This window comes from Rathayibacter sp. VKM Ac-2762 (assembly GCF_009866585.1).
In the GTDB taxonomy this organism is placed as follows: Bacteria; Actinomycetota; Actinomycetes; order Actinomycetales; family Microbacteriaceae; genus Rathayibacter.
Window position 1 is genome coordinate 1,184,173 of the sequence record NZ_CP047419.1, and the last position, 13,272, is coordinate 1,197,444.

Below are 13,272 nucleotides of genomic sequence, written 5' to 3' on the forward strand. Positions count from 1 at the left end.
GTGCGCGGACGAGGACGTCGGAGGAACACGTGGCCCAGGGCAAGTCGAACGACCGCGAGGCGCGCACCCGGCTCCGGGCCTACCAGGCCCGTCAGAGCCTCCACCGCTCGAGGCAGAAGCGGCGCGTGCGCGACAACGTGATCGCGGCGATCGCCGCCGTCGTCGTGATCGGGCTCGCCGTCGTCGCCCAGATCCTCTACTTCTCCGGCGGCCCCGGCACCCCGGTCGCCGAGCCGACCTCCTCCTCCTCCGCGACCCCGACGCCCGAGGCGACGGGGTCGAACACCGGCGACGTCCCCTCCTCCGACATCGCCGAGGGCCGCGACTGGACGGGCACGCTCACGATCGGCGAGGACCCGCTGGGCATCACGCTCGCCGGCGCCGCCGCCCCGCAGGCGGTGTCCTCCTTCATCTCGCTGACGCAGTCCGGCTTCTACGACGGCGTCTCCTGCCACCGCCTCACCACGGAGGGCCTCTACGTCCTCCAGTGCGGCGACCCGGACGGCGACGGCACCGGCGGCCCCGGCTACAGCTACGGCCCCGTCGAGAACGCGCCCGAGGACGGCGTCTACCCGGCCGGGACCATCGCCATGGCCCGCCAGGGCGGCAACGGCTACAGCCAGGGCAGCCAGTTCTTCGTCGTCTACCAGGACACGACCCTGCCCGCCGACGCGGCCGGCGGGTACACCGTGCTCGGGCAGGTCACCTCGGGACTGGACGCGCTCGTCAGCGACGTCGTGTCGAAGGGCACGGCCGACGGATCGGGTGACGGCGCCCCCGCCGAGCCCGTGACCATCACCTCCGTCTCCGTCGAGTAGCCGCACCCGCGGCGTCGTCACGGTCCGCCCGCGCGGGGAGTGCAATAGGCTTGTCGTCACTGCCCGTTCGCGGCCGAGCGCGGTCTTCGGCCCTCCGGCCGTCGAGCCCCACCGGCCGACGACGCGACGGGCACCGAGAAGCACGACATCGAACAGCAAGGTGAGGCTCCGAGCGATGAGTGACCAGCAGCCGTGGGGACGGGTCGGCGACGACGGGACGGTCTACGTCCGCGTCGGCGACGGGGAGCGAGAGGTCGGCCAGTACCCCGATGCGACTCCCGAGGAGGCGCTCGCCTACTACGAGCGCAAGTACACGGAGCTCGCCGGGCAGGTCTCCCTGCTCGAGCAGCGCGCCAAGCGGGGCGCACCCGCCGGAGACGTCGCCCGGACGGTGCAGTCGCTGTCCGCGGCCATCGCGCAGGCGAACGCGGTCGGCGACCTCGAGTCGCTGCAGACCCGGGTCGACGCGCTGAGCGGCTCCGTCGAGGATCTGACCGAGCAGCAGGCGGCCGAGTCGAAGGCCGCGCTGTCCGAGGCCCTCGCCTACCGCGAGGCGATCGTCGCCGAGGCCGAGGCCCTGGCGGCGGTCGACCCGGCGAAGACGCAGTGGAAGCAGGCCAGCGCCGCGATCGACGACCTCTTCGCCCGCTGGCAGAACCACCAGCAGCAGGGCCCGCGCCTTCCCAAGAACGACGCGAACGAGCTGTGGCGCCGGTTCCGCGGAGCGCGCACCACGATCGAGCAGAACCGCAAGGCGTTCTTCGCCGACCTCGACTCCGCGCACCGCGAGGCCAAGCAGGCCAAGCAGGCGCTCATCGACCAGGCCGAGGCGCTGGTGCCCCAGGGCGCCGACGCCATCCCGGACTACCGCGCGCTGCTCGAGCGCTGGCGGGTCGCAGGCCGTGCCGGCAAGCGGTTCGACGACGCGCTCTGGGCGCGCTTCAAGGCCGCCGGCGACGCGATCTACGGCGCCAAGGCCGAGATCGTCGCGCAGGAGAGCGTCGAGTACACCGAGAACCTCGACCTCAAGCTCGCCCTCCTCGAAGAGGCGGAGCCGCTCCTGCAGGAGCAGGACCGCGAGAAGGCCAAGCGGGTGCTGCTCTCGATCCAGGAGCGCTGGGACGCCGTCGGCCGCGTGCCGCGCGAGCAGGTGCGCACCGTCGAGGACCGCCTCCGCAAGGTCGAGGCGCACGTCCGCAAGCTCGACGAGGAGCACTGGAACCGCAGCAACCCGGAGCGCAAGGCCCGCTCCGAGGGTCTCGCCTCGCAGCTGACCGCCGCCATCCAGAAGCTCCAGGACGAGCTCGACGAGGCGAAGGCGCGCGGCGACCGCGACGCGATCGCCCAGGCGCAGGAGGCGCTCGACGCCCGCAAGGTCTGGCTCGACGCGATCGGCTAGACCCGCGCCGGCGGATCCCTCCACAGATCCGCTCGCGACGTTCCGGAGGGGAGGCGCATCGGCCAGCATGGCCGGATGCGCCTCCCCTCCGTGCTCCTCCCCGGGCACCTCCCTCTCGCGGAGCTGTGCGCCGCCCGCCTCGACGGCGAGCTGGTCGCGCTCGACGAGGGCTTCCTCGTCGCGGACCTGCCCCTGGGGGCGTCCGAGCGGGCCGCCTCCCTGCGCTCGCTGCTCCCCCGCGGCGCCGTCGCCGATCGTCTCTCCGCCGCGTGGGTGCACGGAGCGATGCACCGTCCGCCGCGGGTGCACAGCGCCTCGATCGACCGGCGGAAGCGCCGACAGGCGCCGTCGAACCCCCGCCTGCGCTGCCACGAGGTCCTGCTCGACGAGGACGACGTCGTCCTCCTCGGCGGCGCCCCGGTCACGTCGCCTGCTCGCACGCTGATCGACCTCGCCCGGACGGAGGACGCGGGCGCGATCCTCCGAGCGCTCTCTCGGAGCACCCGGACCGGCCTCGACGCCGTCCTCGCGAGGCTGGAGGAGGGCAGCGCCGTCGCCGGACGGAGGAACGTCGGACGACGGCTGCGGGCGGCGCTCGGCGAGGCGCCGCCCGGGGATCAGCCCGCGTTCACCCGGTAGACGTCGTAGACGGCGTCGATCCGGCGCACGGCGTTCAGCACGCGGTCCAGGTGGGTGGTGTCGCCCATCTCGAAGACGAACCGGCTGATCGCCAGCCGGTCGCTCGAGGTGGAGACCGTCGCCGAGAGGATGTTGACGTGGTGCTCCGAGAGCACGCGCGTCACGTCGCTCAGCAGGCCCGAGCGGTCCAGCGCCTCGACCTGGATCTGCACGAGGAAGATGCTCTTGGAGGACGGCGCCCACTCGACGTCGACGATCCGCTCCGGCTCCTTCAGCAGCTCCTGCACGTTGTGGCAGTTCGCCTGGTGCACGGAGACGCCGGCTCCCCGCGTCACGAATCCGACGATCTGATCGCCGGGAACCGGAGTGCAGCACTTCGCGAGCTTCACGAGGATGTCCGGCGCGCCCTTCACGAGGACGCCCGACTCGCTGCTCCGGCTCCGCGGCCGGGGCGAGCGCGGGAGGGTGACCTCGTTCTCGTCCGACTCCGGATCGCCCTGGATGGAGGAGACGACCTTCTCGAGCACCGACTGGGTCGAGACGTGGCCCTCGCCGACGGCCGCGTAGAGCGCCTCGACGTCGTTGTAGCGCAGCTGGCTGGCCACCTCGGTGAAGGTGTCCTGGCTCATCAGCTTCTGCAGCGGCAGGTTCTGCTTCCGCATCGCCCGGGCGATGGAGTCCTTGCCCTGCTCGATCGCCTCGTCGCGCCGCTCCTTGGTGAACCACTGCCGGATCTTATTGCGGGCCCGCGGGCTCTGCACGAAGTGGAGCCAGTCCTGGCTCGGTCCCGAGTCGGGGTTCTTCGAGGTGAAGACCTCGACCACGTCGCCCGTCGTCAGAGCCGACTCCAGCGGCACGAGGCGCCCGTTGACCTTGGCGCCCATCGTCCGGTGCCCGACCTCGGTGTGCACCGCGTAGGCGAAGTCGACCGGGGTCGCACCGGTCGGCAGGCCGATCACGCGTCCCTTCGGGGTGAAGACGTAGACCTCCTTGGCGCCGATCTCGAAGCGGAGGGAGTCGAGGAACTCGTTCGGGTCGGTGGTCTCCGACTGCCAGTCCGAGAGGTGCGCGAGCCAGGCGAGGTCGGTGTCGTTCGATCCGGAGGTGGGCACCTTGCCGGTGGCCATCTGCTCCTTGTACTTCCAGTGCGCCGCGATGCCGAACTCCGCGTGCTGGTGCATCTCGTTGGTGCGGATCTGGATCTCGACTGCGCGGCCCTTCGGCCCGACGACCGTCGTGTGCAGCGACTGGTAGAGGTTGAACTTCGGAGTGGCGATGTAGTCCTTGAACCGGCCCGGCATCGGCGTCCAGCGGGCGTGGATCGAGCCGAGCACGGCGTAGCAGTCGCGCACCGAGTTCACGAGGACGCGGATGCCGACCAGGTCGTAGATCTCGTCGAACTCGCGACCGCGGACGACCATCTTCTGGTAGATCGAGTAGTACTGCTTCGGCCGGCCGACGACGCGACCGCGGATCCGCCCGGCCCGCAGGTCCTCGCTGATCAGGTCGATGACGTTCTGCACGAACTCCTCGCGCTGCGGCGTCCGCCGCTTCACCAGGCTCTCGATCTCGTTGTAGATCTTGGGGTAGAGCACCGCGAAGGACAGGTCCTCGAGCTCCCACTTGATGGCCTGGATGCCGAGGCGGTGCGCCAGCGGCGCGTAGATCTCGAGGGTCTCGGTGGCCTTGCGGGCCGCGGACTCGGCGGGGACGAAGCCCCAGGTCCGCGCGTTGTGAAGGCGGTCGGCGAGCTTGATGATCAGGACGCGGATGTCCTTCGACATCGCCACGATCATCTTGCGGACGGTCTCGGCCTGCGCGCTGTCGCCGTACTTGACCTTGTCGAGCTTGGTGACGCCGTCGACGAGCATCGCGACCTCGTCGCCGAAGTCCGCGCGGAGCTCGTCGAGCTGGTAGTCGGTGTCCTCGACGGTGTCGTGCAGCAGCGCGGCGGCGATCGTCTTCGAGCCGATGCCGAGGTCGGCGAGGATCTGCGCGACGGCCAGCGGATGCGTGATGTAGGGCTCGCCGCTGCGGCGCTTCTGGTTCGCGTGCGCCCGCTCCGCGACCGAGTACGCGCGCTCGATGAGCGCGATGTCGCTCTTGGGGTGGTGCATCCGGACGGTGCGGACGAGGGTGTCGACAGCACCGGAGGGCTGCGCGCGCGAGAAGATCCGCGGGACCAGTCTGCGCAGGGCAGCGGTCGAGGACGTCGTCGTCGTTTCCGTCACGCGAGGATCTCCATCGCCCCATTATCGCCCGTGCGGACGGCGCCGATGACCGTTCCGCCCGGGGCGGACGGCGCCGGCGTCAGCCGATGCGTCCCGGGCGCCCCTCGCCGTCGACCACGTCGCCGCCCGCCGCGGCCCAGGCGGTCATGCCGGCGTCGACGTTGGCGACCTCGTAGCCGGCGCCGTCGAGGGCCTGCGTCACCATCGCGGAGCGGACTCCGGAGTGGCAGACCACCAGTATCGCCGTGTCGGCCGGGAGCTCGTCCTGCCGGGCGCCGATCTCCCCCATCGGGATGTGGTGGGCGGCCGGAGCATGCCCCGCCGCCCACTCGTGCGGCTCCCGGACGTCGAGCAGCCAGACCTCGTCGCGCTCGACGAGTCCGACGGCGTCGGCCGCCGTGACCTGTGCGTAGTCGGCCACGGCTCAGCCCTGCACGGCCGGCGCGGCCGGAGCGGTCGCCTTCGCCCGGGCCGACTCCACGCGCTTGTCGTGCTTGGAGATCTCGGGCTCCCGGCTGCGCAGCTGGGCGTACAGCGGCGCCGCGACGAAGATCGTCGAGTACGTGCCGACGATGATGCCGATCAGCAGGGCGAGGGAGATGTCGCGGAGAGTGCCCGCGCCGAGGACGAACGCGCCGATCACGAGGATCGCGGCCACCGGGAGGGCGGCGACGATGGAGGTGTTGATGGAGCGCACGAGAGTCTGGTTCTCGGCCAGGTTCACCGTCTCGGAGAAGGTGCGGGTCGTGCTGCCGAGCGCCTCCACGGTGTTCTCGCGGATCTTGTCGAAAACCACGACCGTGTCGTAGAGCGAGTAGCCGAGGATCGTCAGCAGTCCGATCACCGCCGCCGGCGACACCTCGGTGCCGGTGATGCCGTAGACGCCTGCCACGATCACGAGGTCGTGCAGGAGCGCGACGATCGCCGCGAGCGACATCTTCCAGGTGCGGAAGTACGCCCACATGGCCAGGGCCGCGAGGACCACGAAGATCACCAGGCCGCGCAGGGCCTGCTGGGTCACGTCGTTGCCCCACGCCGCTCCGATGAAGGAGGAGGCGACCTGGTCGGTGGGCACGTCGTAGGCCTCCGACAGGGCGTTCCGCACCGCGGTCGACTCGTCGGTCGAGAGCTGGCCGGTCTGCACGCGGATGGAGTCGTCGCCGACGATGGACACGCGCGGCACGGTCTCCGGAGCGACCGAGGTCACCGCGTCCGTCGCCGTCGCCTGCTCGAGGCTCGACGGCGAGGACACCGTGAACTGCGAGCCGCCGGTGAACTCGATGCCGAAGTTGAAGCCGCCGCGGGCGACCGTCCCGAGCAGCGTGATCAGGATCAGGGCGAGCGAGACGAGGTACCACGTGCGGCGCCGGCCGACGAAGTCGATCGATCGCGCACCGGTGTAGAGGTCGTTTCCGAACTGCGAGAAGCTGGCCATCACGCGTCCTTCCCGTTCGAGTCGTTGGAGTCGCGCAGGCCGGCCGCCTCGGCGGCCTTCCGCTCGGCGATGGTCTGGCGCTTGGCCGCCTCACGGGACGCGGAGGCGCGCTTGCCGGCGACCACCTGGTCCTGCGGACGGAAGGCGGCACGGCCGCGGTAGACGGCCCCGAGCGCCCGGGGATCCAGGCCCGAGGCCTTGTGCCCCTCGGCGAAGAACGGTCTCGTGGCCATCAGCTGCAGGATCGGGTGGGTGAACAGCGCCACCACGATCAGGTCGATGATCGTCGTGATCCCGAGGGTGAGCGCGAAGCCGCGGACACTGCCGACGGCGAGGAGGAAGAGGACCACCGCGGCGAGCAGGTTCACCATGTCGGACGCGAAGATCGTGCGCAGCGCGCGCCGCCAGCCGGACTCGACGGCGGACTCGAGGCCGCGTCCGTCGCGGAGCTCGTCGCGGATGCGCTCGAAGTACACGATGAACGAGTCGGCCGTGATGCCGATCGCGACGATGAGACCCGCGACTCCTGCGAGCGAGAGGCGCAGTCCCTCCCGCCAGGACAGCAGCGTGACGACGAGGTAGGTGACGATCGCCGCGACGAGCAGCGAGGCGATCGTGACGGCTCCGAGCACGCGGTACTGCGCGATGGAGTAGACGATGACGAGGATCAGGCCGATGAGGCCGGCGAGCAGGCCGCTGGCGAGCTGGGCGGAGCCGAGCGTCGCCGAGATGCTGTCCGAGCTCTGGACCTGGAAGCCGATCGGCAGCGCGCCGTACTTGAGCTGGTCGGCGAGCGTCTTCGACGACTCCTGGGTGAAGGAGCCCGAGATCTGCGCGTTGCCGTCGGTGATGGCGGCGTTCGTCGACGGGGCCGAGATGACCCGGCCGTCGAGGACGATCGCGAACTGGTTCTGCGCACCCTGCAGCGCCACGAGGCGCGAGGTCACGTCGCCGAAGGCCTGCGTGCCCTGGTCGTCGAACGAGAGGTTGACGGCCCAGGTGCCGGTGCTGGCGCCGGAGGAGGTCGTCATCAGGCCGTTCGAGGCGTCCGAGATGTCCTCGCCGGTGATCTCCACCGGGCCGAGGACGTACTTCACCGTCCCGCTGTCGTCGCAGGTGATGAGCGGCTGGTCGGCCGGGGCGAGGTTCGGGTCCTGGCCGTTGAGGAACGCGCAGTCGAACGAGGTGTACTGGGCCTCGAGCGCCGGCGTGAGGTAGGCGAGGTCGCTCGCGTTCGTCGGCGAGGCGGTCGGCTCCGTCGAGAGCGACGGATCGACGGGCGTCGGCGTGGGCGAGGACGTCGCGTCGCCGCCGACCGAGCTGTTGGTGGCCTGGCTCGCGACGAGGACCGGGCGGAAGTCGAGCTTCGCCGAGGCCTCGATGCGCTGGAGCGTCTCGTCGTCGGGCGTGCCCGGGATCGAGACGACGATGTTGCTCGAGCCCTGGGTCGTGATCTCGGCCTCGGAGACGCCGGACGCGTCGATGCGCTGGCGGATGATCGAGACGGCCTGGGTCAGCTGCTCCGACGAGACGGTGTCGCCGTCGTTCAGCTGAGGCTGCAGGACGATCTGCGTGCCGCCCTCGAGGTCGAGGGCGAGCTTGGGCGTCCAGGAGCCGCCGCCCCAGAGGACGGCCGCCGTGTTGAGTCCGACGAGAGCGAGGATCAGGACACCGAGCCAGCTCAGGGAGCGGCGGGCCTTCCGGACGGGGGTTGATGCGGCCACCCAGGGCTCAGCTTTCTCTTCGGTCGACGGTGATCGGCCCGGGGTCGCCCGGGCGTGGAGAAGGGCGGGCGGGCGCCGATGCGCCCGGCCCGCCCAGGAGACTACTGCGCGTCGGGGCGGCGGTCGCGCTCGACCGGGTCCACCAGCGGGTCGCGGTGCGCGGAGTCGCGCTCGCCGAACTCGGGCGAGCCGGTCGCGGTCAGCGGGTCGGCCTCGTCCTCGGTCTCGACGACGACGGCGTTCTCGCTCGGGTCGATGAGCCGGGCGATCGCCTGACGGTGGATGGTCAGCAGCGTGCCGGGGGTCGACTCGATGACGATCTTGTTCGCCTCGTCGTCGATCGACACGACGGTGCCGAAGAGGCCGGAGCCGGTCATGAGCTCCACCCCCGGCTGGAGGTTGTTCTTCATGCTCTCCGCGTCGCGCTGGCGCTTCTTGTTGTTGCGGAACATGAAGATGATCATCACGGCGAGCAGCAGGACGAGCAGGATGATCGTCGGATCCATGGGTGGGCCTTCCGGAGTGGATGGGCGATCCGCCGCGCGGCCTCAGGTCGAGGCGGAGCGGATCGAGCGGCCCGTCGGGCCTAGAGAATCATAGATCATCGGGGAACAGGGGCGGCTGAGCCGCCGTCCCCCGGGGGTCGATGCCGAAGTGGCGGTAGGCGGCGGGGGTCGCCACGCGGCCGCGCGGCGTCCGGGTCAGCAATCCGATCCGCACGAGGAACGGCTCGACGACGGCCTCGACCGTCTCCGCCTCCTCCCCCACCGACACGGCGAGGGTGTTCAGGCCGACCGGCCCGCCGTCGAAGCGGGTCAGCACGATCTCCATCACCGCGCGGTCGAGCCGGTCGAGTCCGAGCGCGTCGACGTCGTAGAGCTCCAGCGCCGCGCGGACGGCGGTCACGTCGGCCCGTCCGCCGTGGACCAGGGCGAAGTCCCGCACCCGCCGGAGCAGGCGGTTGGCGATGCGCGGGGTGCCTCGGCAGCGGCCGGCGATCTCGGCGATCGCGTCCGCGTCGATGTCGAGCTCGAGCAGCCGTGCCGCCCGGGCGAGCACCTGCCGCAGCTCGTCCTCCGCGTAGAACTCGAGGTGCGCGGTGAAGCCGAAGCGGTCGCGGAGCGGATTGGGCAGCAGGCCGGAGCGGGTCGTGGCGCCGACGAGCGTGAACGGGGCGAGATCCAGCGGGACGGACGTCGCTCCCGCCCCCTTGCCGACCATGATGTCGATCCGGAAGTCCTCCATCGCGAGGTAGAGCATCTCCTCCGCGGAGCGCGCCATGCGGTGGATCTCGTCGATGAAGAGGATCTCGCCGGGCAGCAGCGAGGAGAGGACGGCGGCGAGGTCGCCCGCGTGCTGGATCGCGGGGCCGCTGGAGAGCCGCAGGGGCGAGGAGCTCTCCTCCGCCACGATCATCGCGAGGGTCGTCTTGCCGAGCCCGGGCGGGCCCGCGAGCAGGATGTGGTCGGGGGTCCGGCCCTGCATGGCCGCGGCCTTGAGCAGCAGCTCGAGCTGGCCGCGCACCTTGCGCTGGCCGACGAACTCGCTGAGGTTCCTGGGCCGCAGGGCGCCCTCGAAGGCGACCTCGGCCTCCGATGCGACCTCGGCGCCCAGCACCTCGTCGCTCACGAGCGGGCCGCCGGACCGAGGCGGGCGAGGGCGAGCCGGAGCAGCGCCTGCACGTTCGCGGCGTCGGAGGCCTGCGCGTCGAGCAGGATCTCGTCGACCACATCGGCCGCGGTGCGCTCGGGCCAGCCCAGGCCGACGAGCGCCACGAGCACGTTCTGCGCGGCGGTGGCGGCGGGACCGGAGCCGCGGGCGGCGCGCGGACGGACGGTCACCTTGCCTGCGAGGGACAGGATGATCAGCTTGGCCGTCTTCGGGCCGATGCCGCTGACCTTCCGGAACACCCCGTCGTCCTCGTCGGCGACCGCCTGCGCGATCCGGTCCGGCTCGACCGCGCCGAGAACGCCGAGGGCGGACTTCGGGCCGACGCCGGTCACGCCGATCAGCAGCTCGAAGATCTCGAGCTGCTCCTCGTCGGGGAAGCCGTAGAGGGTGAGCGAGTCCTCGCGGACGACGAGCACGGTGCTGACCGTGGTCTCGTCGCCGACGCGCATCTCGAGCGCGTGCTGCGGGGTCACGTTCACCGCGTAGCCGACGCCGTGGACGTCGAGGACGGCGAGACTCCCGCGGGCGGAGAGGACGGTGCCGCGGAGGGAGGAGATCACCGCGTCAGTCTAGATGCTCGAACAGGCGTTCGACTCGCGGCCTCGGCGGCGCGCCACGCCCGCTGCGCTGCTGTGCCGCCCGCCGCTCCGTCGGCACCGGCTCCCGCCGACCCGGAGGAGGGGGCGAGAGGGGCCCGCCAGGCGTGGCAGACGGCCAGGGCGAGAGCGTCGGCCGCGTCGGCCGGCCGCGGCGGGGCGTCGAGCCGGAGGACGCGCTGGATCATCGCGGTGACCTGGCGCTTGTCCGCGGCTCCGTAGCCGGTGACGGCGGCCTTCACCTCGCTCGGCGTGTGCATCCCGACCGGGAGCCCGCGCCGGGCCGCCGCGACGAGGGCGACGCCGCTGATCTGCGCGATGCCCATCACGGTGCTGACGTTGTTCTGCGCGAAGACCCGCTCGATCGCGACGGCGTCGGGGCGGTGCTCGTCGAGCAGCGCCTCGAGCCCGTCGCCCAGGGCCAGCAGGCGGCGCTCCAGCGCGTCATCGGGCGGTGTCCGGAGGACCGTCACGTGCACGAGGGTCGCGCGGCGGTCGCGCGAGACGTCGACGATGCCGACGCCGCAGCGGGTGAGCCCGGGGTCGATCCCGAGGACGCGCATCAGGCCGCCCTCCAGGATCGGGCCGGGCTCACCGCGTCACTCCTCGTTCTCGAGCTCGGCGCGCACCTCTGCCGTGATGTCGAGGTTGGTGTAGACGTTCTGCACGTCGTCCGAGTCCTCGAGCGCGTCGATCAGGCGGAAGACCTTGCGAGCCGTCTCGGCGTCGGCCTCGACCTGGAGGGAGGCGACGAACTCGATGTCGGCGGAGTCGTAGTCGATGCCCGCCTCCTGCAGGGCCGAGCGGGCCGGGACGAGCTCGCTCGGCTCGACGCGGACCTCGAAGCTCTCGCCGTGGTCGAGCACGTCGTCGACACCGAAGTCGAGGACCGCGCCGAGCACGTCATCCTCGGTGACGCTCTCTCCGTGGGGCACGGAGATGACGCCCTTGCGCGCGAAGTTGTAGGCGACGCTGCCCGGGTCGGCCATGGTGCCGCCGTTGCGGGTCATCGCGGTGCGGACGTCCGCCGCGGCGCGGTTCTTGTTGTCGGTGAGGCACTCGACGAGCAGGGCGATGCCGTTGGGGCCGTAGGCCTCGTACATGATCGTCGTGTAGTCGATGACCTCGCCGGTGAGGCCGGCGCCGCGCTTGATCGCGCGGTCGATGTTGTCGTTGGGCACCGAGGTCTTCTTCGCCTTCTGCACGGCGTCGACGAGCGTCGGGTTGCCGGAGAGGTCGGCGCCGCCGATCTTGGCGGCCACCTCGATGTTCTTGATCAGCTTGGCGAAGGACTTCGCGCGGCGCGAGTCCTTGATCGCCTTCTGGTGCTTGGTCGTGGCCCACTTGGAATGCCCGGACACGGTGCTCCCTCGGAAATCTCGTTGCGTGCGGCCCCCGAGGGCGCCGCTGATGGCAGGGGCCAGTCTATTCGAGAGCCGGTCCGCGCCCGTCTCGGCCCGAGCGCCGAGCCTTCCGCGCCCGTCTCGCCGACGACGAGCCGCCCTCCCGGCGCGCCCCCGCACCGCCGAACGCACGGTCCGCGGGCCAGCGGATCGCTGTAGGCGGACGCGACCCGCTCCACCCACCCCCGCCACCCCCGGAAGCCGACCGCGGCGAGCCGGGCAGGGACCGGCTCGCCACAAGCACAGCCGAACCTGTAATCCGCGTGCCAGCGGATCGCTGTAGGCGGACGCGACCCGCTCCACCCGCCCCGCCATCTCCGGAAGCCGACCGCGGCGAGCCGGGCGAGGACCGGCTCGCCACAAGCACAGCCGAACCAGTGATCCGCGTGCCAGCGGATCGCTGTAGGCGGACGCGACCCGCTCCACCCGCCCCGCCATCTCCGGAAGCCGACCGCGGCGAGCCGGGCAGGGACCGGCTCGCTACTTGATCAGCCGTGACAGCAGCCGGTCGGCGAGGATCCTGCCGTCGGTCTGGCAGGTGGGGCAGTACTGGAGCGTGGAGTCGTGGAAGACCACCTGGCGGATCGTGTCGCCGCAGACGGGGCACGCCTCTCCTGTGCGGCCGTGGACGCGCATGCCGAGCTTCTTCTCGCGCTTGAGGTCGGCCGCGTGCAGGCCCTCGGCGCGGGCGAGCGCCTCCTCGAGTGTGTAGCGGAGGGCCGCATAGAGGCGGTCCAGCTCGTCGGCGGTGAGCGCGGCGGGCTTGAAGGGCGACATGCGCGCCACGTGGAGGATCTCGTCGGAGTAGGCGTTGCCGATGCCCGCGATGCGGGACTGGTCGCGGAGGACGCCCTTCACCTGCGCCCGGCCCGCCGTGGCGAGGATCGCGCCGAGGATCTCCTCGGTGAACTCCGGGTCCAGCGGATCGGGACCCAGCCGGGCGACGCCCGGGACGTCGAGCGGATCGGCGACGATCGAGAGCGCGAGGCTCTTCTTGGTGCCGGCCTCCGTCACGTCGAACCCCGACCCGTCGTCGAGGACGAGCCGCGCGGCGAGCGGTCCCCGGCCGGGCTTCGCCGGCGCCGTCGGCCGCTCGGGCCGCCAGCGGACCCAGCCGGCGCGGGCGAGGTGCAGGAGGACGTGGGCCTCGCCGACTGCGAGGTCGAGGAACTTGCCGTGCCGCGACACTCCGTGGACGGTCTCGCCGGACAGAGCGGACGGCGGGATGGCGACGGTCTTGAGGGCGGAGATCGCGAACACGTCGAGCCGCTCGAGGACGCGTCCGCCCAGGCGCGCGTCGAGATCGAGGGCGAGGGCCTGGACCTCGGGGAGTTCGGGCATGCGACCACCCTGGCC

At 71.6% G+C, this 13,272-nt stretch carries 13 protein-coding genes; 3 read left to right on the forward strand and 10 right to left on the reverse strand.

The window, feature by feature from the left end; all coding sequences use genetic code 11:
- Window positions 1-29: 29 nt before the first annotated feature.
- From GTU71_RS05565 to GTU71_RS05575, 3 genes are all read left to right on the forward strand, one after another.
- The gene (locus GTU71_RS05565) at window positions 30-818 is read left to right on the forward strand and encodes a peptidylprolyl isomerase (RefSeq protein WP_104325434.1); all 789 of its coding nucleotides are present in this window, start codon (window positions 30-32) and stop codon (window positions 816-818) included.
- 175 nt (window positions 819-993) lie between these two features.
- Window positions 994-2,217 (forward strand): DUF349 domain-containing protein, encoded by a 1,224-nt coding sequence (locus GTU71_RS05570; RefSeq protein ID WP_104224762.1) that lies wholly within the window; start codon window positions 994-996, stop codon window positions 2,215-2,217.
- A gap of 75 nt (window positions 2,218-2,292) precedes the next feature.
- Window positions 2,293-2,856, forward strand: a complete 564-nt coding sequence (locus tag GTU71_RS05575; protein ID WP_159939454.1) for a type IV toxin-antitoxin system AbiEi family antitoxin — start codon at window positions 2,293-2,295, stop codon at window positions 2,854-2,856.
- On the opposite strand, the gene GTU71_RS05580 is transcribed toward GTU71_RS05575, so the two are convergent.
- The 10 genes from GTU71_RS05580 to GTU71_RS05625 all read right to left on the reverse strand — a co-directional run bounded on the left by GTU71_RS05580 (window position 2,835) and on the right by GTU71_RS05625 (window position 13,257).
- Window positions 2,835-5,087: a bifunctional (p)ppGpp synthetase/guanosine-3',5'-bis(diphosphate) 3'-pyrophosphohydrolase gene (locus GTU71_RS05580; protein ID WP_104225334.1), complete on the reverse strand. Its 2,253-nt coding sequence runs from the start codon at window positions 5,085-5,087 to the stop codon at window positions 2,835-2,837. The two genes, GTU71_RS05575 and GTU71_RS05580, sit on opposite strands and share 22 nt — an antisense overlap.
- Before the next feature lie 79 nt (window positions 5,088-5,166).
- Window positions 5,167-5,508, reverse strand: coding sequence for a rhodanese-like domain-containing protein (locus tag GTU71_RS05585; RefSeq protein ID WP_104224765.1), 342 nt, complete (start codon window positions 5,506-5,508; stop codon window positions 5,167-5,169).
- 3 nt (window positions 5,509-5,511) lie between these two features.
- Window positions 5,512-6,522, reverse strand: coding sequence for a protein translocase subunit SecF (gene secF, locus GTU71_RS05590; protein WP_104233316.1), 1,011 nt, complete (start codon window positions 6,520-6,522; stop codon window positions 5,512-5,514).
- A complete protein-coding gene (gene secD / locus GTU71_RS05595) occupies window positions 6,522-8,246 on the reverse strand; it encodes a protein translocase subunit SecD (RefSeq protein ID WP_104261519.1) in 1,725 nt (574 codons plus the stop codon). Before secD ends, secF begins: the two co-directional genes overlap by 1 nt.
- Window positions 8,247-8,347: 101 nt before the next feature.
- Window positions 8,348-8,752, reverse strand: coding sequence for a preprotein translocase subunit YajC (yajC, locus tag GTU71_RS05600; protein WP_104233318.1), 405 nt, complete (start codon window positions 8,750-8,752; stop codon window positions 8,348-8,350).
- An 88-nt stretch (window positions 8,753-8,840) separates the two neighbouring features.
- Window positions 8,841-9,875 (reverse strand): Holliday junction branch migration DNA helicase RuvB, encoded by a 1,035-nt coding sequence (gene ruvB, locus GTU71_RS05605; RefSeq protein WP_104224769.1) that lies wholly within the window; start codon window positions 9,873-9,875, stop codon window positions 8,841-8,843.
- A complete protein-coding gene (ruvA, locus tag GTU71_RS05610) occupies window positions 9,872-10,477 on the reverse strand; it encodes a Holliday junction branch migration protein RuvA (protein ID WP_159939455.1) in 606 nt (201 codons plus the stop codon). Before ruvA ends, ruvB begins: the two co-directional genes overlap by 4 nt.
- Window positions 10,474-11,076: a crossover junction endodeoxyribonuclease RuvC gene (gene ruvC / locus GTU71_RS05615; protein ID WP_104225338.1), complete on the reverse strand. Its 603-nt coding sequence runs from the start codon at window positions 11,074-11,076 to the stop codon at window positions 10,474-10,476. Before ruvC ends, ruvA begins: the two co-directional genes overlap by 4 nt.
- A 36-nt stretch (window positions 11,077-11,112) precedes the next feature.
- Window positions 11,113-11,874 carry a YebC/PmpR family DNA-binding transcriptional regulator gene (locus GTU71_RS05620; RefSeq protein ID WP_104224772.1) on the reverse strand — a complete coding sequence of 254 codons (762 nt, stop codon included), beginning with the start codon at window positions 11,872-11,874 and terminating at the stop codon, window positions 11,113-11,115.
- A gap of 522 nt (window positions 11,875-12,396) precedes the next feature.
- Window positions 12,397-13,257: a DNA-formamidopyrimidine glycosylase family protein gene (locus tag GTU71_RS05625; protein WP_104225339.1), complete on the reverse strand. Its 861-nt coding sequence runs from the start codon at window positions 13,255-13,257 to the stop codon at window positions 12,397-12,399.
- Between the last annotated feature and the right edge of the window lie 15 nt (window positions 13,258-13,272).